The following is a 20,888-nucleotide window of genomic DNA, read 5'->3' on the forward strand; positions in this document are numbered from 1 at the left end:
GGGACACCCGGCGATCGACGCCTATTGCTCGATCGGCAACACGATGCGTGACCTGTGTGCCTGGTCGCGGAACACGTTCATGGTCGGCGGGTCCGCGAAGACGATATTCTCTGTGTTGGCCGAATCGGCCGCCATGATCGCGATTCGGACACGGTCGCCGGCGCGGAACTTGTAAGACGTCGGCATCAGATAGAATTGCAGTTCGACGATTTCGTCGGGGATCAGCGTCTGGACGTCGGTACTCTTGTGGCTCTGATAGGGCAGTCCATAGTTCTTCCACGGTGCCGGTACCCGCTTGCGCTGGGACGCGCGAAGAAGACCTTCGGTCACGTATGTCGAAACACCCTTATCGTCGACCTTCTCGAGGAGAATGTGAAAATCGCCGTCATTGGCGGTCGACGAAACGTAGAGTGTGACAACCGGGAAGCCGATGACATTGGCGTCTGCCGCTAGAGGCCCAGACGTGTAGGTCAGGCTCTTGGCGTCGTTGAACGCCATATCGGGATAGACCTGCTGGCCGCTCTCGAAGAGGTTCCATCGCGAATTGGGGCCGGTCGTCGTTGTGTAGTCGGACACATAGACGTCGGCGGCACTGGCGTCGTCCGGCTCATCCGTGGTCAAGCGCTGATCGGGGCCCAGGAAATACGGTTGCTCGACGATGTCCGGCGGTGGCCACGACGCCGTCGTGCGCCAGACATGTTTCATCTCCGGGCCCGTGATCAGCGTATAGTTGATCGGCACCTCGTCCATGATGCCGTTGTCGATGCCCTTGAGCCAGTAGTCGAACCAGCGATGCTGCTCGATCGCCGTCAGATGCCACCGCTGCTCCACGATCGGTTTCGGGTCCTTCCTCGAATTGTGGGACCAGGGGCCGATGGTCATCCGCTTGGGCCCGGTGAAGTTGGCGTACCAGAACAGGACGTCGGGTATGAACACATCCTTCCAACCATCGGAGAAGTAGGTCGGAATCGCGGCTCGGTTCAGGGCGTCGATCTTGGTGACGATCATGTTCCGATCCCACGAGAAGTCCGGCTGATCGTAGTCGCGGAACTTCGCGCGCCGGAACACCGACAGCGGATCCCAGTTCCGACGATGCTGTCGTTCGGCGATAGCTAGCAGTGCTCCGGAGGTATCGGCATCGACCGGCACCGACGGCACGACCAGGTCCATGTTGTGTCGGAGCTGGCTCCAATAGTCCCAGAGCATGTACCGAAAGATGCCTCCGGGATGAACGGTCTGATGAAAGTCAAAGGCCGATACGTCAGGATAGATCGCCTTGAGCGGCGGCGGATCGAGTGCCGCGACGTTGAACTGGACCATCCCCGGATACGAGCCGCCGATCATCCCGATATTGCCATCGCTCCATGGTTGGGCGGCCAGCCATTCGATCATGTCGTACGCGGCCTGGGTTTCGCTCGGCGGCGTGAAGCCGCGATAACCGCCGAACGAGGCAGCCGTGCCGTGAATCGCGGTGGCGGAAATGATGTAGCCGTGGCGAACCAGGGTTTCGGCGTTGTGATCGGTGACGGCCGTTCGGACGCTGCCATCGTCGTTGAGATGGGCACGCTTGTAGGGCGTGTAGATCCAAACCACCGGCAGCGGTTCGTCGGCAGCGACACAGTCCACCGCCGGGATCATGACGTCGGTCGCCAGTTTGCCGCCGTCGCTGACTTCGACATAGGTGGAGGAGCGGACGAAGGAGTCGTACCTTGCCTCGGAGTAGCCCTGGTATTTGCCGAATTCGGAGATCCTCTCAGTACCGGCCGCCGGCGCGGGGTCGAGGCGTTGGCATTCCGCGACAGCGGAGACGCTGAAGGCAAGAAGGAGCGCCGATGCCACGCCGGAACGCGAAAACCACGTCATCGAAACGCTCCCCGCAATGATCCCCTGCTAGAGCCTACGGAAACTCTTGCCGCCGTAGACCGCCTGCATGCCCAGTTCCTCCTCGATCCGGATCAACTGATTGTACTTCGCCAGCCGGTCGGATCGGGCGAGCGACCCGGTCTTGATCTGGCCGCAGTTGGTGGCGACGGCGAGATCGGCGATCGTGACGTCTTCGGTCTCGCCGGAGCGATGCGACATCACGGCGGTGTAGCGCGCCCGATAGGCGGTATCGACCGCTTCGAGCGTTTCGCTCAGCGTTCCGATCTGGTTGACCTTGACGAGGATCGAATTGGCAACACTGCGGCCGATGCCTTCCGTCAGTCGCGCCGTGTTGGTGACGAACAGATCGTCGCCCACCAACTGACACCGGTCGCCGATGGCCTCGGTGAGCGCGGCCCAACCTTCCCAGTCGTCCTCGGACATGCCGTCCTCGATGCTGACGATCGGATACTTCTCGACCAGGGCGGCGAGATAGGCGACCTGCCCGGCCGGGTCGCGGGTCGAGCCTTCTCCAGCGTAGACGTATTTGCCGTCGGCGAAGAACTCGGTGGCGGCACAATCGAGGCCGAGCGCGACATCCTCGCCGGGCTTGTAGCCGGCCTTCTCGATGGCTTGCAGGGCGAAATCGAGCGCCGCTTCTGCTGACGGAAGATCGGGGGCGAAGCCCCCTTCGTCGCCGACATTGGTGTTGTGGCCGGCGTCTTTGAGCGCTTTCTTCAAGGTGTGAAACACCTCCGCTCCGATCCGTACCGCCTCGGCGAAGGAGTCCGCGCCGACCGGCAGAATCATGAATTCCTGGAAGTCGATCGGGTTGTCGGCGTGAGCGCCGCCATTGATAATGTTCATCATCGGAACCGGGAGGACGTGCGCATTGATCCCGCCGACGTAGCGGTAGAGCGGGAGCCCGGCGGCCTCGGCGGCGGCCTTGGCGACCGCCAGCGACACACCGAGCATGGCGTTGGCGCCGAGCCGGCCCTTGTTGGCGGTGCCGTCGAGCTCGATCATCGTCCGGTCGATGTGGCGCTGGCCTTCCGCCTCCATGCCGCCGATCGCGTCGAAAATCTCACCGTTGACGGCGGCGACCGCCTTCTGGACCCCCTTGCCGAGGAACCGGTTGTCGTCGGCGTCGCGCAACTCGACCGCCTCATGAGCGCCGGTGGAGGCGCCCGACGGAACCGCGGCCCGACCAAGCGACCCGTCCTCGAGCACCACATCGACCTCGACCGTTGGATTGCCGCGGCTGTCGAGAATTTCACGGCCAATGATGTCGATGATGGCGGTCATGTCGGGTCCCCTCGCTGGTTGGTGGCGCCTCGCTTCTACCCGAGCGACTGGGCCGGCGGAAGGGGATTTGACGTGACAGATTGATGAACGCACGGCATGGTGGCCGGCCATGGGAACCCTGATCATCACGAATGGCGACAGCGCCGCTGACCTGCTGGCCGAGGCCGGCCGTGACGGCGTGATTCTGCCGTGGCGCGACGTGCTACACGAAGGCCCAATTACGGCTGGACCTTTGGCAGAGCAATCCCGCATCCGGGCCGCTTTCCTGGCCGAGCGCCTGAACCTCAATCCCGATGAGGTCCACTCGACCTTTGTCGAACGGGACACGATCATCGGCGATCAAAGGCGCTACGACACGATCGAACTCTGGTTCGAGCATGACCTGTACGATCAGCTTCAAGTCGTTCAAATTCTATCAGTTCTGGCTGGTGACAACCGCACCGACCGCGTGACGTTTGTTCAGGCTGACGATTTCATCGCCACCCAGCGACCGGACACGGTTCTGCGGTTTGCCGAGAAGGCCCGCCCGATTGATGCGGCTGATCTGCAGTTCGGAGCAGCGTTGTGGGCCGACCTCGCCGCCTCGACGCCACGACCGACGGTCTCAAAGCTGCCCGAGGTGCCCGCCGGCTTCCCGTTTCTCGGACCGGCGCTCCGCCGGTTTCTGGAGGAGTTGCCCGGCAAGAACGGGCTCAGCCGCACCGAAACGACGATCCTCACCCTGATCGACCAGGGCATTCACGAACCGATACGCGTGTTCCCGGAAACGCTGGCGGCGGAAGAGGCCGCGTTCATGGGCGACAACACGTTCTTCGCCATCGTTGACGACCTGCTCGGCGCGCCCACGCCCCTGATCACCGGCGTCGATCGGATCGTCAATGTGGCGGACCAGATTGACCACCTGCGCAGCAGCAGGCTGTCGCTCACCGAGGCCGGGCGCGCGGTGCTCGGCGGCACCGCGGATCACGTCGCCCTCGATGGTGTCAACCGTTGGTGGGCCGGCACCCGCCTCGAGGGGCGCGACGTTTGGCGCTACGATCGCGACGCCGCGGCGCTTGTGCCGCCGCGGGCGAGCGCGGCATAGAAGACACCTCGTCCTCTCCGTCCAGCGAACGGGTTTCCATGCCGACCGTCCTGATCGTCCCGGGCCTCAACGGGTCCGGCCCCGAACATTGGCAAACCTATTGGGAGCACGAAATCCCCGGCGCCGTACGGGTCGTGCAGGCGGACTGGGATAGGCCGCGGCGCGCCCCTTGGGTGGCCGCACTGGTTGCGGCGGTCGACGCCCATCCCGGTGCATTCATCGTTGCCCACAGCCTTGGCGGCCCCACCGTTGCCTGGGCGGTGGAGGACCGCTTACTCCGCGATGTGTCGGGCGCAATGCTGGTCGCCCCACCTGACGTCGACGACATCGGTCGGATCGAGGACCCGCTGCGGGACTTCACGCCGATGCCGCTATCGCGGTTTCCGTTTCCGACGGTGCTCGTCGCCAGCCAGAACGATCCGTATTCCACCATCACGCGAGCGCGATTCTTCGCCCGTCGCTGGGGCGCTGAATTCGTCAATGTCGGCGACGAGGGGCACATCAACGCCGACTCGGGCCTCGGCGACTGGCCGGAGGGAAAAGCAATTCTGGCGCGGCTGATGGGTGGAGAGGTCGAGACCGCTTAGCCGTTCCGGCCGCGTCCGCCGTCGTTCACACCATCGACCCGCGTTTGACCAACGTATCAAGCGCCATCAGCGTCTCCAACAGTGCCGGCATCTGATCGATCGGCACCATGTTCGGCCCGTCCGAGGGCGCGTTGTCCGGGTCCTGATGGGTTTCAATGAACACGCCCGCAACGCCAACTGCGACGGCCGCCCGCGCCAGGACCGGAACCATCGTCCGGTCGCCGCCGGTGGCGGTCCCCTGCCCGCCCGGCTGCTGGACCGAGTGCGTCGCGTCGAAGATCACGGGCGCGCCGGTCCGCGCCATGATCGGCAAGGCGCGCATGTCGGAGACCTGCGTGTTGTAGCCGAAGCTGACGCCCCGCTCGGTCAACAGGACGTTCGGATTGCCGCTGTCGACCACCTTGCCAAGCACGTTCGCCATGTCCCATGGGGCGAGGAACTGCCCTTTCTTGATGTTGATCGGCTTGCCGGTTTCGGCGGCAGCGACCAGCAGGTCGGTCTGCCGGCAGAGGAATGCCGGAATCTGGAGGACATCGACGCACTCGGCAACCAAACCGCACTGCTCGCGCTCGTGGACGTCGGTCAGGACCGGCACCCCGAGTTCAGATCGCAGCTCGGCGAAGATCGGTAAGGCGGCGTCGAGCCCGAGGCCGCGGCGACCGGCGAGGCTGGTGCGATTCGCCTTGTCGAAGGAGGTCTTGTAGACGAAGCCAATGCCGAGAGCGGTGGTCATCTCCTTCAGCCGACCGGCCATCTCGAACGCATGGTCGCGCGTCTCGAGCTGGCACGGGCCCGCGATCAGCGCCAGCGGCAAATCGTTGCCGAAGGTCGCGTCGCCGACAGCGACATGGGAGGATGGACCGGTCATCGCCCTGTGTTCACAGCCTTGCCCACTCACTGACTCCGGGACGACTGGTCAACGATACGTCGATTCCGCTAATCCACGACGATCCGTGGCGGGCCGGTGGGAAGCTGATTCTGAGCTGTGTTCAAGGAAATGATGTCCTTGAGGATGCTCAGTGCCTTGAACGTGGCATGCGATTCCACCGAACGCAGGCTCTGTTTCGGAATCCAGAATGTGTCGCCGTCGACATGGGCCGCGATGCTGGCCTCACCGAAGTCCTTGCCCTCTTCGACGACGAAGATTGGAATGTCCTCGCCGGTCGACGAGGTCACCGTGAGCAGGTCGTCATCATCGCCGAGGAAGGTCTGTTTCACGATCTTACCGAGGTAGGTGACGATCTCGTGGGGCGAGCGCAGGACGAGCCCTGTTCCCTCGTCTTCGAACAGCGCGATGGTATCGCTTTCGGTGGAGACGGTTACCGCCGCGGTGCCGTCGTCTTGAATTTGGACGTTGGGGTTTCCGACAACGAGAGCTTCGATGAAGAGCTTGAATTCAGTGAATTCACAGGTGTTCGTCGGATCGTTGTTGAGACTCACGAACTGAGTGCCGTCGATTTCAATCGAATGGGCGGCGCACGACAATGTCGGGTCGTTCTCGGCCAGATTGCGGCAAATGCCGCGGTCGGCGGCGGACAGCCTCAGTGCCCGCTCCTGGCAACTCTGGTAGGCGACCTGCATCGTATTCCTGTAGTCGCTCGACGTGACCGCGAGGCGCTCCGTCATCAACATCAGGAGCAGGCTCCGATTGGCTGGATCGCGGCCCTCGGTGAAGAAAAGCAGGGTGGTGGGTGGTATCCGGGTGTGGATCGCTTGGGTGAAATCCTCCGTTTCGAGCGACGAGGCGTTGGCATTCCGATCGCGGGTTACACTGCGCGACGGCGCCAGGTTGATGTCGATGTCCCCATCGATGAGCGAGCCTCGGCCGACGTTAAACGGAATATCGATACTGGGCGATGATTCGAGATCTCTCGATACATCGCTAGAGAAATCGCCAAGCGCCGAATAATAGGTCGGATAACCCTTCGCCGCCCGAATGATATTTTTCAGGAGGATGCTGTTGGCCGACTCCGCCAAGCCTTCATTGTAATAGATGCCGGTGTTTGCGGCCATGTTCTGGCAGGCCGCCAGCCCAAACGCGGCAAGAATGGCCACGCCGGCCCTGACCTTGCCAGGAACGGAACGATGTCGCGGTGCCCGCGCCTCACCAAGGGTCGGCCGCAAAGACCCAGCAGTACCGACCACGGTAAAGTTCCTCCCCGCCACGTTGTCCGCCCCTACGGCCCGAGTCATCGGCGTGAGATTGCGGCATTTCGGCTCCCCCGGCAAGAACGCGATATGCGGCATCTCGAAATCCCGGCAGATCATTGGACGTCACCGGCTCATCCATTCCTCGGTTCGCGGTCATCGCAATGCTTCACCCGGGAGTCTGCGCCGTAGGAATCGCCGTCGACATCGTTTCGGTGCAACGCGAGGGCGCGGTTGCCCCGATTTGTGCTAGACGCTGTGCGGGATCGCGGTCGGAGTGTCGGTTGACCAGACCGAGCCAACTCGGACCTGCGGCGTTTGAGCGATGAGATGAGGCATCGGCGTGCGAAAGATTCCGGTCTTTGAAGTTATTCGATACGCGTATCGGTTCGCGTTTGGCGAGTTCGGTACGATCCTGAGACTGACTTGGTTTCCGGCGCTTGTTTTCTTTGCCGTATCTGTCGTCGTGGCGCTCATAACGGCGGGCAGTTTCGATCCAAGCAGTCCAAACATCGGCTCTATTCTTCTTTCATTCGTTGTTATGGCCGCCGTCTCATTATTCGTATCTGCGACGATTGCTGTCTCGCTTCATCGGATGATCTTGTTCGGGGATAGCCGCGTTGGCGAAAATATTTCTTTCCGCATCGGACCGACAGAGCTCAAATTCGTCGGCGCCAGTATTCTTCTCGGCCTCATTGCAATCGCAGTTGCATTTGCGCTTAGCTTGGCCTCCATACCTTTTGCTATTCCCTTTGCAGCGGCGACCGGTGCATCATTTGGCCTCTTCACACTTACGATCGTGATGTACGTTGTTGCTGGGCTTTTGCTCGCCAGGCTTTTGCTCGTTTATCCTCATATCGTGGCGGAAGAAAAGATCGACCTGCGCGGCGCCTGGCAGGCAACCAAGGGCAACGCAATGCGGATGTTCGGTGTCATCGCCCTCGGCATGGTTCCCTTCATTATTCTCTCTTTGTTGGCGCCGTTCATCCTGGCGCTGATCTTTCCGAGCGAGCCTGACTCCTTCTCTCCGGCCACGATGCTCCCGGATCTCATCCTGAATTACTTCTTGTTTATCCTGTCGACGGCGATCTGGGTGCCGCTTCTGTGCTACTCGTATAAAGCGCTCCGCGATATCGGGCCGTATGAGTATCTCGACGAGAGCGGCACGAGCCCTGCGGTGATCCGCCCCGACGGGGAGTGATGGCCCGGTCCTAGTCCGTTTCCGCCTCCGCCGCGAAGGCGATCGCGACGCCGCAGGCCTCGCTTGCTGGGACAACCACCCGGCGTGCGATTTCGCGGAAGGCGATGCCATTGGCCGAGAGCCCGGTCCGGACAGCATCAAGGTCCTTGGCGGCGAGCCGTAGCGCGACGAAGTGCGGCTTGGCCGCCGCTTCGACCGTCTCGCCGTAGAGAGCCTCGACCGCCACGGGGGTCATCAGCTCGATGCGGCCCGAACCCGTATCGATCGCCACGCCCATGCTGTCGGATCGCATGTCGTGCTGGCCGGTCACATGAAAGAAGAACTCGTGGAAGTCCGCCGGATCGGGGGCAGCCAGGACCACCGCCGCGATGCGCGTCACCCCGTTCGGATGATACTGATAGAACTCGCGCCAGAAGTTCTCCGGATGCTCGTGATGGACCGTGAACACGCCGGCATCGGGCATCCGCGCATCGCTGGTGAATGTCACCGAGAACGACAGCGGGCGTTCGATCCCGTCGGACCCCTTTGCCATACGTTCGAAATGGAAGGGCTCATAGACGGGCAGGCCCCGCGCGGCGAAATCGGCGCGGTCGCCGGCTGCGTCGTCGCTGTGGAGAGCCAGCATGGACATGCCTTCACGGCTCTCCAGATAGCGACGATTGAAGGCGCCGAACGAAAACTCGGCGTCGGTCGCCGGCGGGATGGCGGCGGAGTCGGCGATGCCGAGCAGTTCGATGAACGAGCCGTCGAGCTGGGCGATGGTGTTTGCGGTGCCGAAGGGGTGGCGCGCCTCGGGGGTCAGGATGAAGCCGAGCCGTTCGTACGTTTTCCGCGCGGCGTCCAGATCACGAACCGCGATCACCACATGATCGATACCGCGCGGCATGGTCCTCCCCACCAGCTGACTCGCCCTCAAAGGACCATGCCACATTGACCTCGTGTCGGCATAGCTACTCGTTGACCGAGCGTGCCGTTTCGGCGGCACGCGCCAACTGGACGAACTCGGCGCGAATGCCGAACGGGTCCTCGCCCTTCGCACCGTTGGCCAGCGCGATCACCGCCTCCCAATCGAAGTCCCGGTTGATCCATGGGTCGCCGCGGAGCTTCTGACCATACGCCGCCACAGCCAGTGCCCAGCGGCTGGATTCCGGCGTTTCGTCAAGCGTTTCCGGGCGATCGATATCGCCGATCGGCTGCTCGATCAGTTCTGAGGTATGGCCGCCCGGCTGCTTGAAGCGGATCCGCAAGAAGGCAAGCTCGCCGCCGTCCCCCTGTTCGATCGGTGCGGTCCGGTAGCGCAACCGGTCGATGGCGGCCGGACCGCCGACCGGCGTGATCTCGTAGAGGGCGGTTACCGAGGCGCCGGCCCCAGTCTCTCCGGCATCGACCTGATCGTTGTTGAAGTCGGCGCGATCGAGGGCCCGGGTCTCATAGCCGATCAGCCGATACTCGGCGACGCGGGCCGGATTGAACTCGACCTGGATCTTGACGTCATCGGCGATCGGGAACAGCGAACCCGAAAAATCGTCGCGAAACAGTTTTCGGGCTTCCTGCAGTGTGTCGATGTAGGCGGCGGTGCCGTTGCCGGATTGCGACAGGGTTTGCATCATCACGTCGTTGTAGTTGCCGCGGCCGACACCGTAGACCGAGAGGTAGACGCCGGTATCGCGTTTCTCGGCAACGAAGTCTTCGAGCCTCTCGGGATCGGCAACGCCGACGTTGAAATCGCCGTCGGTCATCAGGATCACGCGATTGACCGCTTCGCCATCGAAGCCCTGCTCGGCCATCCCATAGGCAAGCGCCAATCCTTCGCCGCCCCCGGTCGAGCCGCCGGCCCGCATGGCGTCGATGGCGCAGCGGATCTTCAGTTTCTGGTCCCCCTGCGTCGGCGCCAGAACCGCTCCGGCCGCGCCGGCATAGACGGCGATCGAGACCTGATCCTCAGGCCTCAGTTCATCGACGAGCAGGTTCAGCGCCTTCTGGACCAGTGGCAGCTTGGCCGGGTCGTCCATCGAGCCGGAGACATCCATCAGGAACACCAGGTTGAGGGGCGGCCGCTTGCTGGCCTCGATGTCGTAACCCTGCAGGCCGATATGAATGATCTCGCGGCCTTCGGCCCAGGGCGACGGCACGACCGAGGCATGAACGCTGAACGGAATGTCCGGATCGCTTGAGCCGTCATAGCCATAGTCGAAGTAGTTGATGAGCTCCTCGACCCGTACCGCGTCGCGTGGCGGCAGGTGTCCGTCGTTGAGAAAACGGCGCACGTTGGCGTAGGACGCCGTGTCGACATCGATCGAGAAGGTGGAAACCGGCTCGTTGGCGGCCTGTTTGATCGGATTTGGCGTTGCGTCCGGGTAGCGCTCAGTGTCGACCGGTGGCACCGCGAAGTCGGCCGCGCTCTCCATCGCGATCGCCGGAGCCTGCGGCGTTGGCGCTGGGTTCAGTGCGTCTATTGGTGCGGCGTTGCGCAGCACCTTTCCGGGAGCGCGGCCGCGAGGTGCGCCGCGATCGGCGCGCTCGTGACCAAACCCAAGCCGGGCGCAGGTAACGGGGTCGGGGATGCCGTCGATCACGCGGGCATTTGCGACCGGCACGGATAGCGACAAGACGGCCGCCGAACTGATCGCCGTGGCGATCAAAAGCGATATGGGGCGAAATGTGGGAGTGCGCTGCATGGCCGGAGCCTCCAACAGACGCCCCCCGGCGCGTATCGACCCTCGCGCGGCATTTCGGCTTCAGGTGGGCCGGAATGTGAAAGATGCGGGGCCGGATTCGGGCGCGGTCCTGTTGCGGCACAGTCCACCGACAAGGCAGACTGCCCGCCGCCCCGCTCATTGCCGGGCCGACCGAACGGAGAGCAACGCACATGACGGGATATGTCGGCGCGGAACACGCGTTTCATGATTCGGACTTCGCTCAGGACTGGGCGGATCGGTTCGCGCCATCCGGACCGCGGCTTCAGTTGTTCGATCTGATCCTCAGCCAGGTCGAGCGCCTCGACAAACCGACCGCTCACGTGGTCGAGCTCGGTACCGGTCCGGGCTACCTCGCCCGCCATATCCTGGAGCGGAACAACTCCATCACCTATGAGGCCGTCGACTTTTCCGACGCGTTTCTTGACGTCGCCAGAAAGACACTCGGCGATCATGGGGCCCGCGTCGTCTTCACCAATGCCGACCTGATGGACCTGGAATGGCCAGCCCGCCTCAGCAAGCGTCCCGACGCCGTCGTCTCGACCTGGGCGCTGCACGATCTCGGCGGACAGCAGGCCGTGGCCGACGTCTATGCCCGTTGTTTGGAAGCGCTGCCGGAAGGCGGTGTCCTCGTCAATGGCGACTTCATCAAGCCCGACGGGACAACCTGGGACTTCGAGGCCGGCCGCTTTCCGGTCGCACGCCATCTCGAACTGCTACACGAGGCAGGATTCAAGGATGCGGAGTGTCTGGCCCTTTTGGAGCCGAATATCGAGACGCCGACATCGGCGCAGAATTACGCCTGCCTGGTTGCCACACGCTGACCCTGCTCAGACCAGCCGCGATTGTTCGACCGCGGCAGCGATAAACGAGGCGAACAGCGGATGCGGCGCGAATGGCCGCGACTTCAGCTCCGGGTGATACTGTACCCCGATGAACCAGGGGTGATCGACATACTCGAAGGTCTCCGGCAGCAGGCCATCCGGTGACAGGCCGGCAAAGCGCACGCCGCCTGCTTCGAGCCGGTCGCGATAGTTGATGTTGATCTCGTACCGGTGCCGGTGCCGCTCTCTGATACTCGTGGTGCCGTAGATCTCGGCGATCCGGCTGCCGGGCGACAGGATCGCAGGATAGGCCCCGAGCCGCATGGTGCCGCCAAGATCGCTCGCGTCGTCCCGCCGTTCGGTCAGGTTGCCGCGCACCCACTCGGTCATCAGCCCGACGATCGGCTCGTCGGTCGGTCCGAATTCGGTCGAACTGGCGTCTGCCAAACCCGCGACATTTCTCGCCGCTTCGACCATAGCCATCTGCATGCCAAAGCAGATGCCGAGGAATGGCAGCTTGTGCTCGCGGGCAAAGCGGGCGGCAGCGATCATGCCTTCCGATCCGCGCTTGCCGAAGCCACCCGGTACAAGGACGCCGTCGGCATTGTCGAGGCGTTGTAGTAGTGCCCCGTCACCCTCCAGCGTCTCGGATTCGATCCAGTCGATGTTGACCTTGACCGTATTGGCGATCCCGCCGTGGCGGAGCGCCTCGACCAGCGATTTGTAGGCGTCGTGGAGGCCGGTGTACTTGCCGACGATGGCGATGGTGACCTCGCCTTCGTGCTGGGTGATCGCCCGGCCGATGTCGTGCCACCGCTCGAGATCGGGCATCGGTGCGGAATCGACGCCGAAGGCCGACAGCACCTCATCGTCGAGCCCTTCAGCGTGATAGGCGATCGGCACGTCGTAGATGTTCGCCACGTCAAGGGCCTGGATCACCGCGCTCGGCCGGACGTTGCAGAACAGCGAGAGCTTGCGGCGTTCCTCGGCCGGGATCGGGCGGTCGGCGCGCACCAGCAGGATGTCCGGCTGGATACCGATCTCGCGAAGTTCGCGGACCGAATGCTGGGTCGGCTTGGTCTTCAGTTCCCCTGCCGTGGCGATCCACGGCATCAGCGTCAGGTGGATGTAGATGGCATCGCCACGCGGCAGGTCATTGCCGAGCTGCCTGATCGCCTCGAAGAACGGCAGGCCCTCGATATCGCCGACCGTGCCGCCGATTTCACAAAGGACGAAGTCCTCGTCCTCGTTCCCCTCCAGGACGAACTGTTTGATGGCGTCGGTGACGTGGGGAATGACCTGGACCGTGGCACCGAGGTAGTCCCCGCGCCGCTCCTTGGTGATGATCCCCTGATAAATCCGCCCGGTGGTGACGTTGTCTTGCTGCGTCGCAGGACGCCCGGTGAACCGTTCGTAATGGCCAAGGTCGAGGTCGGTCTCGGCGCCATCGTCGGTGACGAATACCTCGCCATGCTGATACGGGCTCATCGTGCCCGGATCGACGTTCAGGTAGGGGTCGAGCTTGCGCAGCCGGACGCGGTATCCACGCGCCTGGAGGAGGGCCGCGAGTGCGGCCGAGGCAATGCCTTTTCCGAGGGAAGAGACCACGCCGCCGGTGATGAAGACGTACCGCGCCATGGGCCCCGACAATATCCCCTGACTCACTGATTCGGTGAGTCAAAAATACAAGCGAATCAGAAAAACGTGCCGCCGGCGGATTGCCGGAGACGGAGCTATTCGGTCACTGCGAGGTTGGAACCTGCGGGGTCGCCGGCTGGTCGGTCGCGGCACCATCGCCGCTTAAGAGATCCTGCTCCCCGCGGAAATCGAGCAATTCGTCCAAGATCCCGTCGCCGCCACCGGTTCCGGTGCCGGGCACAGCTCCTGGTTCACCTTCCGTCGTGATCGGCGCAGGCGTTGTCGAGACGTCGTCGAGGATCGACGCCGGCGTATCCTGAAAGCGCGAGATCACCGTCAGAACGATCGATGTGGCGAAGAACGCCGCGGCGAGGATCGCTGTCGTCCGGGTCAGGATATTGGTCTGGCCGCGGCTCGACATGAAATTGCCGCCGCCACCGCCGCCGATCCCCAGCGCGCCACCTTCGGAGCGCTGCATGAGAACCACGGCGATCATCGCGACGATCACCATCAGATGGATGACGATGATTACGGTTTCCATTGAATATACTGTCCTTGAATCCGCCGCGTTCTATACGATCCGGTCCCGAGTTGCCACAATTCTGTTTTCGGCCTCACGCAGCCGCGACAATAGCCAGGAAATCGGCGGCTTTGAGGCTCGCGCCGCCGACCAGCGCCCCGTCGACATCGGGCAGCGGCAGGATTTCATCCGCGTTCCCCGGCTTGACCGAACCACCGTAAAGCACCCGGATCGCTGCCCCGTTATTGCCGACGGTGGCGACCAATCGCTGCCGTATATGGGCATGGGCGGTCTGGATGTCATCATTGGACGGCGTCAGGCCGGTTCCGATCGCCCAGACTGGCTCGTAGGCGATCACAAGTCTGTGTGCATCGGCGCCGTCCGGCAGTGAACCCGCGAGTTGCCGGTCTAGGACGGCAAGCGTATCCCCTGCCCGCCGCTCGGCCTCGGTTTCGCCGATGCACAGGATCACCAGGAGGCCGGCGCGCCAGCCCGCCTCGGCCTTGGCCCGGACCAGGGCGTCGGCCTCCCCGTGATCGGTGCGGCGCTCCGAGTGACCGACGATGACCAGTTTGCCCCCGGCGTCGGCGATCATCTCGGCGGAAAGATCGCCGGTATGCGCGCCCTTTTCGGCCATATGACAGTCTTGACCGCCGATCATCAGCGGCGTGTTCTTGGCCCGTTCCACGGCTGCCGCGATCAGGGTCGCCGGCGGGCAGATCGCCACATCGCATGGCGGATCGATCAGGCCGTCGCCGATTGCGTCGATCTCGGTCAGGCTGGCGGCGACGCCATTCATCTTCCAGTTTCCCGCGACGAGCGGTCTGCGATCCGGCATCGATTTGCTCCCTCGGTAAGCCGCGGGAGCGGTAGCAAAAACCGGCGGCGAAGCAAAGCGCTCATACCTTGCGACTGCCCTGCCCGCTGCCTATGATCCCGGACGAGTGGCTGGGGCGGCGCGCGACACTTCGCGGGCCGCCGACTTGTAAGGAATGGATGATGCTGAACGCACTTCGCCGCGGCGCCAAAGGCTGGGCCGCCCAGCTTCTGATTGCTCTGTTGGTGGTAGCTTTCGCCGTATGGGGTGTCTCGGACTTCTTCTCCGGCTTCCGCGGGGACACCGTGGCCACGGTCGGCGATACCGGTGTACCGACGCAGCGGTTCTACCGTCAGTATGAACTGGCGAAACGCCAGCTTGCGCAGCAGATTCGACAGCCGGTCACTGATCAGCAGGCGAGTGTGTTTGGCATCCCTGGGCAGGTTCTTGGGCAGTTGGTCACCGAAGCAACGCTGACCAATCAGGCAGACGCCCTGAACCTTGGGGTCTCGGGGGAAACGCTCAGCCAACAGATAGCGAATGATCCATCTTTTCGGGGATCGACAGGGTCGTTTGATCGGGCGGTCTTCTCCCAGGTCGTCAGCTCGAACGGGATGACCGAGAACGACTTCATCGAGGAACTGCGCGAGGGATATGTCCGCCAGCAGCTTGCATCTGCTTTGGCTGGCGGTGTCGAAGTCCCGGACGCCTATCTGCGCGCGTTCCACGAATACCAGGCCGAGGAACGAAACATCGATTATCTTGTCCTGCCGCCGAGCCTTGTCGGCGACGTGCCCCCGCCGACCGAAACCGAGCTGATCGCGTTCTTCGAGGAACACCAGAGCGACTGGAGAGCTCCGGAGCTGCGATCGGTGCGGGTCATGGCTATGACACCGGCCGACCTGGCGGATACGGGCGACATATCGGACGAGGAGGCCCGCAACCTCTACGACGGGCAGGTCGCCGCCCGGTTCACCACACCGGAACGGCGTCGCGTCGAGCAGATTGTCTTCGACAGCAGCGGCGACGCCACGGCGGCGGCATCGGCCCTCGCGGACGGTGCGACGTTCGAGGATCTGGTGGCCGAGCGTGGGCTGACCCCGACCGACATCGATCTCGGGGTCGTGACCCAGGCCGAGATCCTCGACACCACGACGGCCGAGGCCGTGTTCGCCCTGGCCGAAGGCGAGACCAGCGGCTTGATCGAGGGGCGCTTCGGTCCCGTCATCGTCCGCGTCACATCGGTCGAACCAGAAGTCGTCCAGCCCTTCGACGACGTGAAGACTGAACTGAAACAAGAGCTTGCCGAGTCGCGCGCGGCACAGGAGATCAGCGATCAACTGGACGTCATCGAGGACGCCCGGGCCGGCGGCGCCACGCTGGACGAAATCGCCACCAACTACGGGCTGTCGCTGGTCACCTATCCAGCGGTCGACAGCCGCGGCAACGACGGCGATGGGGAGCCGATTGCCGACCTACCGGGTGGCAACGAACTGGTGGCAGCCATCTTCGAAAGCGATATTGGCTTGGAGAACAACGCGATACCGCTCGAAGTCGGATATGTCTGGTACGAGGTCGCGGCGGTTAGCGAACCACGTGACCGCGAGCTTTCCGAGGTTCGGGAGCGCGTGCTCACCGCCTATCGGGACGCTGCGATCGACGAGCGACTGACCGACAGCGCGGATGAGATCCGCGATCGTTTGGCCCGAGGCGAAGACATTGCCACCATCGCCGAGGATTATGGCGTCGCGGTCAATGACGCTGAAGCGGTCACCCGGCTGACGCCGCCGTCGGGAGACCTGACGGGAGTTGCGATTCAGGCAGCCTTTGGCGGGCCGCGCGGTCACACCGCCGTCGCCGATGGCGAGAATCAGAACAAGGTCGTTATTGCGGTGTCGGAGGTAACGATTCCGGCCTACTTCTCCGGCCTGCCCGCCTCGGATCAGATGGCTGCGCGGCTATCGACTGAGATCAGCAACGACTATCTGCAGCAATATGTGACCCAGCTTCAGAACTTGCTGTCGGTCTCGGTGAACCAGGCGGCACTGCAGCAAGTCATCAATCCGCCAGCGCACGGCGGTCTACACCAAGGTATGTAGGCGGTTAGCGATCCTGCTAGCCTGACCCCGGGGACGTGACCGATGTTGATCGACCCGCCGGACGCTGAGTTCGCGCGACGCTACGACGCTGGCGAGTCGCAGGTTTGCTGGACCCGGCTTGTCGCCGATCTCGAGACGCCGGTATCGGCCATGTTGAAGTTGTCAGCCGGCCGGGCCAACTGCTTTCTGCTCGAGTCTGTGGAAGGCGGCGCCGTGCGCGGCCGCTACTCGATCATCGGCTACGCGCCCGATTTGATCTTTCGGACGATCAGCGGCCGCGCCGAGATCAATAAAGACCCAAAGAACATCCCGGATCAATTTCAAGTCATTGACGAAACACCGCTCGATGCGCTGCGGCATCTGATTGAAGAGTCGCGGATCGAGTTGCCGCCAGAGTTGCCGCCGATGGCCGCCGGCATCTACGGCTATCTCGGCTACGACATGGTGCGGCTGATGGAGGAGTTAGGGGAGCCGAACACGGACCCGCTTGGCTTCCCCGACGCGATGCTGATCCGGCCGACGGTCGTAGTGGTGTTCGACGCCGTTCGGGACGAGATCACCGTGGTGACGCCGGTTCGCCCGTCGGCCGACGTCAGCGCCGAGCAGGCCTACCGGCGCGCGGTCGATCGACTGACGGATGCGGTGGATGCCCTCGACACACCGCTCGACAAGTCCGTCGACACCGTCGACGCCGACCTCGACATGCCGGTCGTCTCGAACACGCCGAAGGAGCGCTATCTGGAGATGGTCGCCCGGGCCAAAGAGTACATTGCGGCCGGCGACATCTTTCAGGTCGTCCTGTCACAACGGTTCGAGGCCCCGTTCACGTTGCCGCCCTTCGCGCTCTACAGGGCGCTTCGCCGGGTCAACCCATCGCCTTACCTGTACTACCTCGACTTCGGCGAATTCGCCGTCGCCGGGTCGAGCCCGGAGATCCTGGTCCGGGTCCGCGACGGCGAAGTGACGATCCGCCCGATCGCCGGGACCCGGCCGCGCGGCCATTCAGCCGAAACCGATAAGGCGCTGGAAGCCGAACTCCTCGCCGACCCGAAGGAGCGGGCCGAGCATCTGATGCTTCTCGATCTCGGCCGCAACGATGTCGGCCGGGTCGCCGAGATCGGATCGGTGGAGGTCACCGATCAGTTCTTTCCCGAGTACTACAGCCACGTGATGCACATCGTCTCCAACGTGATCGGCCGGCTGTCCGCCGACGAAGACGCGTTGTCGGCACTCGCCGCCGGCTTCCCTGCGGGAACGGTGTCGGGCGCGCCCAAGGTCCGCGCGATGGAAATCATCGACGAACTGGAGTTGGAGAAACGCGGCATCTACGCCGGTTGCGTCGGCTACTTCACCGCCGACGGCGATATGGACTCATGCATCATTCTCAGGACGTCGATCATCAAGGACGGCACCATGTATGTTCAGGCGGGCGCCGGCATCGTTGCGGATTCCGTTCCCGAAAACGAACACGCGGAGTGCGTCGCCAAGTCCCGCGCCCTGTTCCGCGCCGCCGACGAGGCGGTCCGTTTCGCCTCCGCGGCCGGGCGCGGGCAGTAGCCACAGCGTTGCACTGAGACCGCCCACTCCGATGTAAGTCGGCCATCGCTATGGACTGAGCCGCTCCGGGAGGGCATATCCTGCATGTTTGACGTCGGCAGAGAGCCATCCCGTGCTGCTTGTTATCGATAACTACGACAGCTTCACCTACAACCTGGTTCACTTCCTCGGGGAACTGGGCGCGGAGCCGGTCGTCTACCGCAACGACAAGATCACCGTCGACGCGATTGCCGCGATGGCTCCCGAAGCGATCGTCTTGTCGCCCGGGCCCTGCACGCCGAACGAGGCGGGTATCTGCTTGGACGTGGTGGATCGGCTGGGCACCACGACACCGATCCTCGGCGTATGCCTCGGCCATCAGGCCATCGGCCAGGCTTATGGCGCACGGATCGACCGGGCACCCACATTGATGCACGGCAAGCTCAGTCGGATTCACCATACGGGCCGATCGGTGTTTCGTGGCCTCAACGATGACTTCAACGCGACCCGCTATCACTCCTTGACCATCGCGCCGGAGACGCTCCCCGACACCCTCGAAGCGACCGCCACCGCCGACGGGACGGTGATCATGGGGGCGATGCACAAGACGCACCCGGTCCATGGCGTCCAGTTTCATCCCGAATCGATCGCATCGGAACACGGGCACCGTATCCTCCGGAACTTCCTCGATCTCGCCGACGCCTGGAACGCCGAGCGGCGGCCCGAGACGTCCGTCGCCTAGGAGCCGAGAATGGCCGATTTCAAGATCATCGTTCGCAAGGTTGCCGATGGCGCGCGGCTTGACCGCGGCGAGGCGCGGGAAGCCTTCGACGTCATCATGTCCGGCGCCGCGACGCCGGCCCAGCTTGGCGCCTTTCTCACCGCCCTGAAGATGCGGGGCGAGACGGTCGAGGAAATCGCCGGGGCGGTCGCGACGATGCGCGCCAAGATGACGCCGGTCGACGCGCCGGCCGATGCGGTCGACGTGGTCGGAACTGGAGGCGATGGGTCCGGCAGCTACAATATTTCCACCACCGCTGCGTTTGTCGTTGCCGGCGCCGGCGTGCCTGTGGCGAAACACGGCAATCGCGCGCTGACCTCACGCTCCGGCGCGGCCGACACATTGGCGGAGCTTGGCATCAACATCGAACTCGCCCCACAGGCGATCGCGCGATGCATCAGCGAGGCCGGAATCGGCTTCATGTTCGCGCCGATGCACCATACCGCGATGAAGCATGTCGGGCCGACCCGGGCCGAGCTCGGGTTCCGCACTGTGTTCAACCTGCTCGGTCCCCTGTCCAACCCGGCCGGCGTCCGCCGCTACCTGGTCGGCGTCTTCTCGCCTGAGTGGGTCGAGCCGCTCGCCCGGGTGCTCGGTGATCTTGGCGCCGAGCGGGCCTGGGTGGTCCACGGTGAAGGCGGCATCGACGAGATATCCCCGGCCGGCAAGACCACGGTCGCCGCACTGAATGACGGTAAGGTCGATGTCTTCGCGATTGAACCCGGCGATGTTGGCATCGCCCAGGCGCCTACCGATGCGATCAAGGGTGGCGACGCGGCTCATAATGCCGAGGCCATGCGCAAGGTCCTGGACGGCGAGCCTGGCCCCTATCGCGACACGGTCCTCCTAAACGCCGGCGCCGCTTTGGTGGTCGCCGGTATTGCCAAGGACTTCGCCGATGGGGTCCGCCTCGCAGCGGCGGTGATCGACAACGGCAAGGCGCGGGAGCGACTGGATCACCTCGCCAAGGTCTCGAATGCCTGACATGACCGACATTCTCAAAACCATCGAAGCCAGCAAACGCCAGGAAATCGCGGCGGCGAAGGCGAGCGTTCCGCCGGCCGAGATCGAGCGCCGGGCCGCCGCTGCGCCGGCGCCGCGCAGGTTCATCGCCGCGCTCCAGTCAACGGTTGCAGCCGGACGTCCGGCCCTGATCGCGGAGATCAAGAAGGCCAGCCCCTCCAAGGGGCTGATCCGGGCCGACTTCGATCCGCCGTCGTTGGCCAAAGCCTACGAGGCCGGCGGCGCCACCTGCCTTTCGATCCTCACCGACGGTCCCTTCTTCCAGGGGGCGCCGGCGTTCCTGGTTGCGGCACGGGAAGCCGTCTCGCTGCCGGTGCTCAGGAAGGACTTCATCTACGAGCCCTATCAGGTCTTCGAGGCCCGGGCGATGGGCGCCGACTGCATCCTTATCATCATGGCCGCCGTCAGCGACGCGGATGCGGCGGCGATCGAAGCAACCGCGCACGCGCTCGAAATGGACGTCCTGGTCGAGGTTCACGATGCCGCAGAACTTGACCGCGCGCTCAAGCTGGCGTCACCGCTGATCGGGATCAACAACCGCAACCTGCGCACATTCGAAACATCGCTGGCGGTCAGTGAAGCGCTGGCCCCCAACGTCCCGGACGACAGGATGATCGTCGGCGAAAGCGGGATCTTCACGCCGGCCGACATCGAACGCATGCAGAAGGCGGGCATCAACGCATTTCTCGTCGGCGAGAGCCTGATGCGTCAGGATGACGTTGCGGCCGCGACCGCAAGCCTCCTAGGAACGACCGTTACCGTTTGA

18 protein-coding genes are annotated in these 20,888 nt (G+C 63.7%); 9 read left to right on the forward strand and 9 right to left on the reverse strand.

What is annotated here, in order from left to right:
* Nucleotides 1–21 precede the first annotated feature (21 nt).
* Together ACO076_RS15000 and eno are read right to left on the reverse strand one after the other, a co-directional pair.
* Nucleotides 22–1,863 carry a CocE/NonD family hydrolase gene (locus ACO076_RS15000; RefSeq protein WP_421723644.1) on the reverse strand — a complete coding sequence of 614 codons (1,842 nt, stop codon included), beginning with the start codon at nt 1,861–1,863 and terminating at the stop codon, nt 22–24.
* Between the two features lie 27 nt (nt 1,864–1,890).
* Nucleotides 1,891–3,168 carry a phosphopyruvate hydratase gene (gene eno, locus ACO076_RS15005; protein ID WP_421723645.1) on the reverse strand — a complete coding sequence of 426 codons (1,278 nt, stop codon included), beginning with the start codon at nt 3,166–3,168 and terminating at the stop codon, nt 1,891–1,893.
* A 109-nt stretch (nt 3,169–3,277) separates the two neighbouring features.
* Here eno and ACO076_RS15010 point away from each other — a divergent pair, with 109 nt between their 5' ends.
* Together ACO076_RS15010 and ACO076_RS15015 are read left to right on the forward strand one after the other, a co-directional pair.
* Nucleotides 3,278–4,252 carry a DUF1835 domain-containing protein gene (locus ACO076_RS15010; protein ID WP_421723646.1) on the forward strand — a complete coding sequence of 325 codons (975 nt, stop codon included), beginning with the start codon at nt 3,278–3,280 and terminating at the stop codon, nt 4,250–4,252.
* Nucleotides 4,253–4,290: 38 nt separating this feature from the next.
* Nucleotides 4,291–4,839 carry an RBBP9/YdeN family alpha/beta hydrolase gene (locus ACO076_RS15015; RefSeq protein WP_421723647.1) on the forward strand — a complete coding sequence of 183 codons (549 nt, stop codon included), beginning with the start codon at nt 4,291–4,293 and terminating at the stop codon, nt 4,837–4,839.
* Nucleotides 4,840–4,864: 25 nt separating this feature from the next.
* Here the strand turns inward: ACO076_RS15015 and kdsA are convergent, their stop codons facing one another.
* Complete coding sequence (gene kdsA, locus ACO076_RS15020; RefSeq protein ID WP_421723648.1) at nt 4,865–5,707, reverse strand: 3-deoxy-8-phosphooctulonate synthase; 843 nt, start codon at nt 5,705–5,707, stop codon at nt 4,865–4,867.
* Between the two features lie 68 nt (nt 5,708–5,775).
* Nucleotides 5,776–7,086, reverse strand: a complete 1,311-nt coding sequence (locus ACO076_RS15025; protein WP_421723649.1) for a hypothetical protein — start codon at nt 7,084–7,086, stop codon at nt 5,776–5,778.
* Nucleotides 7,087–7,330: 244 nt separating this feature from the next.
* Here ACO076_RS15025 and ACO076_RS15030 point away from each other — a divergent pair, with 244 nt between their 5' ends.
* Nucleotides 7,331–8,188 carry a hypothetical protein gene (locus tag ACO076_RS15030; RefSeq protein ID WP_421723650.1) on the forward strand — a complete coding sequence of 286 codons (858 nt, stop codon included), beginning with the start codon at nt 7,331–7,333 and terminating at the stop codon, nt 8,186–8,188.
* A 10-nt stretch (nt 8,189–8,198) separates the two neighbouring features.
* On the opposite strand, the gene ACO076_RS15035 is transcribed toward ACO076_RS15030, so the two are convergent.
* Complete coding sequence (locus tag ACO076_RS15035; protein WP_421723651.1) at nt 8,199–9,074, reverse strand: VOC family protein; 876 nt, start codon at nt 9,072–9,074, stop codon at nt 8,199–8,201.
* 64 nt (nt 9,075–9,138) lie between these two features.
* Nucleotides 9,139–10,866 carry a vWA domain-containing protein gene (locus ACO076_RS15040; protein ID WP_421723652.1) on the reverse strand — a complete coding sequence of 576 codons (1,728 nt, stop codon included), beginning with the start codon at nt 10,864–10,866 and terminating at the stop codon, nt 9,139–9,141.
* Between the two features lie 191 nt (nt 10,867–11,057).
* On the opposite strand from ACO076_RS15040, the gene ACO076_RS15045 reads away from it, so the two are divergent.
* Nucleotides 11,058–11,708, forward strand: coding sequence for a class I SAM-dependent methyltransferase (locus tag ACO076_RS15045; RefSeq protein WP_421723653.1), 651 nt, complete (start codon nt 11,058–11,060; stop codon nt 11,706–11,708).
* Between the two features lie 6 nt (nt 11,709–11,714).
* Here the strand turns inward: ACO076_RS15045 and ACO076_RS15050 are convergent, their stop codons facing one another.
* From ACO076_RS15050 to tpiA, 3 genes are all read right to left on the reverse strand, one after another.
* The gene (locus tag ACO076_RS15050; RefSeq protein ID WP_421723654.1) at nt 11,715–13,346 is read right to left on the reverse strand and encodes a CTP synthase; all 1,632 of its coding nucleotides are present in this window, start codon (nt 13,344–13,346) and stop codon (nt 11,715–11,717) included.
* Nucleotides 13,347–13,449: 103 nt separating this feature from the next.
* Entirely contained in the window at nt 13,450–13,887 is a 438-nt protein-coding gene (secG, locus tag ACO076_RS15055; RefSeq protein WP_421723655.1) for a preprotein translocase subunit SecG, read from the reverse strand.
* A gap of 73 nt (nt 13,888–13,960) precedes the next feature.
* On the reverse strand, nt 13,961–14,704 hold the full coding sequence (tpiA, locus tag ACO076_RS15060) for a triose-phosphate isomerase (protein ID WP_421723656.1): 744 nt from the start codon (nt 14,702–14,704) through the stop codon (nt 13,961–13,963).
* 161 nt (nt 14,705–14,865) lie between these two features.
* Here tpiA and ACO076_RS15065 point away from each other — a divergent pair, with 161 nt between their 5' ends.
* The 5 genes from ACO076_RS15065 (at nt 14,866) to trpC (ending at nt 20,888) form a co-directional block, all read left to right on the forward strand.
* Nucleotides 14,866–16,782 (forward strand): SurA N-terminal domain-containing protein, encoded by a 1,917-nt coding sequence (locus tag ACO076_RS15065; RefSeq protein WP_421723657.1) that lies wholly within the window; start codon nt 14,866–14,868, stop codon nt 16,780–16,782.
* Between the two features lie 42 nt (nt 16,783–16,824).
* A complete protein-coding gene (gene trpE / locus ACO076_RS15070) occupies nt 16,825–18,339 on the forward strand; it encodes an anthranilate synthase component I (protein WP_421723658.1) in 1,515 nt (504 codons plus the stop codon).
* 112 nt (nt 18,340–18,451) lie between these two features.
* A complete protein-coding gene (locus ACO076_RS15075) occupies nt 18,452–19,060 on the forward strand; it encodes an anthranilate synthase component II (protein ID WP_421723659.1) in 609 nt (202 codons plus the stop codon).
* Nucleotides 19,061–19,069: 9 nt separating this feature from the next.
* Nucleotides 19,070–20,083, forward strand: coding sequence for an anthranilate phosphoribosyltransferase (gene trpD / locus ACO076_RS15080; RefSeq protein WP_421723660.1), 1,014 nt, complete (start codon nt 19,070–19,072; stop codon nt 20,081–20,083).
* Nucleotide 20,084: 1 nt separating this feature from the next.
* Nucleotides 20,085–20,888, forward strand: coding sequence for an indole-3-glycerol phosphate synthase TrpC (gene trpC, locus ACO076_RS15085; protein WP_421723661.1), 804 nt, complete (start codon nt 20,085–20,087; stop codon nt 20,886–20,888).

This window comes from Bauldia sp. (assembly GCF_965232525.1).
Lineage (GTDB): Bacteria > Pseudomonadota > Alphaproteobacteria > Rhizobiales > Kaistiaceae > Bauldia.

Coding starts and splice junctions, on each gene's coding strand:
- ACO076_RS15010 (WP_421723646.1), top strand. CDS start 3,278: ATGGGAACCCTGATCATCACGAATGGCGACAGCGCCGCTGACCTGCTG.
- ACO076_RS15065 (WP_421723657.1), top strand. CDS start 14,866: ATGCTGAACGCACTTCGCCGCGGCGCCAAAGGCTGGGCCGCCCAGCTT.
- trpD (WP_421723660.1), top strand. CDS start 19,070: ATGGCCGATTTCAAGATCATCGTTCGCAAGGTTGCCGATGGCGCGCGG.
- ACO076_RS15050 (WP_421723654.1), bottom strand. CDS start 13,346: ATGGCGCGGTACGTCTTCATCACCGGCGGCGTGGTCTCTTCCCTCGGA.
- ACO076_RS15045 (WP_421723653.1), top strand. CDS start 11,058: ATGACGGGATATGTCGGCGCGGAACACGCGTTTCATGATTCGGACTTC.
- ACO076_RS15040 (WP_421723652.1), bottom strand. CDS start 10,866: ATGCAGCGCACTCCCACATTTCGCCCCATATCGCTTTTGATCGCCACG.
- ACO076_RS15035 (WP_421723651.1), bottom strand. CDS start 9,074: ATGCCGCGCGGTATCGATCATGTGGTGATCGCGGTTCGTGATCTGGAC.
- trpE (WP_421723658.1), top strand. CDS start 16,825: ATGTTGATCGACCCGCCGGACGCTGAGTTCGCGCGACGCTACGACGCT.
- kdsA (WP_421723648.1), bottom strand. CDS start 5,707: ATGACCGGTCCATCCTCCCATGTCGCTGTCGGCGACGCGACCTTCGGC.
- ACO076_RS15000 (WP_421723644.1), bottom strand. CDS start 1,863: ATGACGTGGTTTTCGCGTTCCGGCGTGGCATCGGCGCTCCTTCTTGCC.
- tpiA (WP_421723656.1), bottom strand. CDS start 14,704: ATGCCGGATCGCAGACCGCTCGTCGCGGGAAACTGGAAGATGAATGGC.
- ACO076_RS15015 (WP_421723647.1), top strand. CDS start 4,291: ATGCCGACCGTCCTGATCGTCCCGGGCCTCAACGGGTCCGGCCCCGAA.
- ACO076_RS15025 (WP_421723649.1), bottom strand. CDS start 7,086: ATGCCGCATATCGCGTTCTTGCCGGGGGAGCCGAAATGCCGCAATCTC.
- trpC (WP_421723661.1), top strand. CDS start 20,085: ATGACCGACATTCTCAAAACCATCGAAGCCAGCAAACGCCAGGAAATC.
- secG (WP_421723655.1), bottom strand. CDS start 13,887: ATGGAAACCGTAATCATCGTCATCCATCTGATGGTGATCGTCGCGATG.
- eno (WP_421723645.1), bottom strand. CDS start 3,168: ATGACCGCCATCATCGACATCATTGGCCGTGAAATTCTCGACAGCCGC.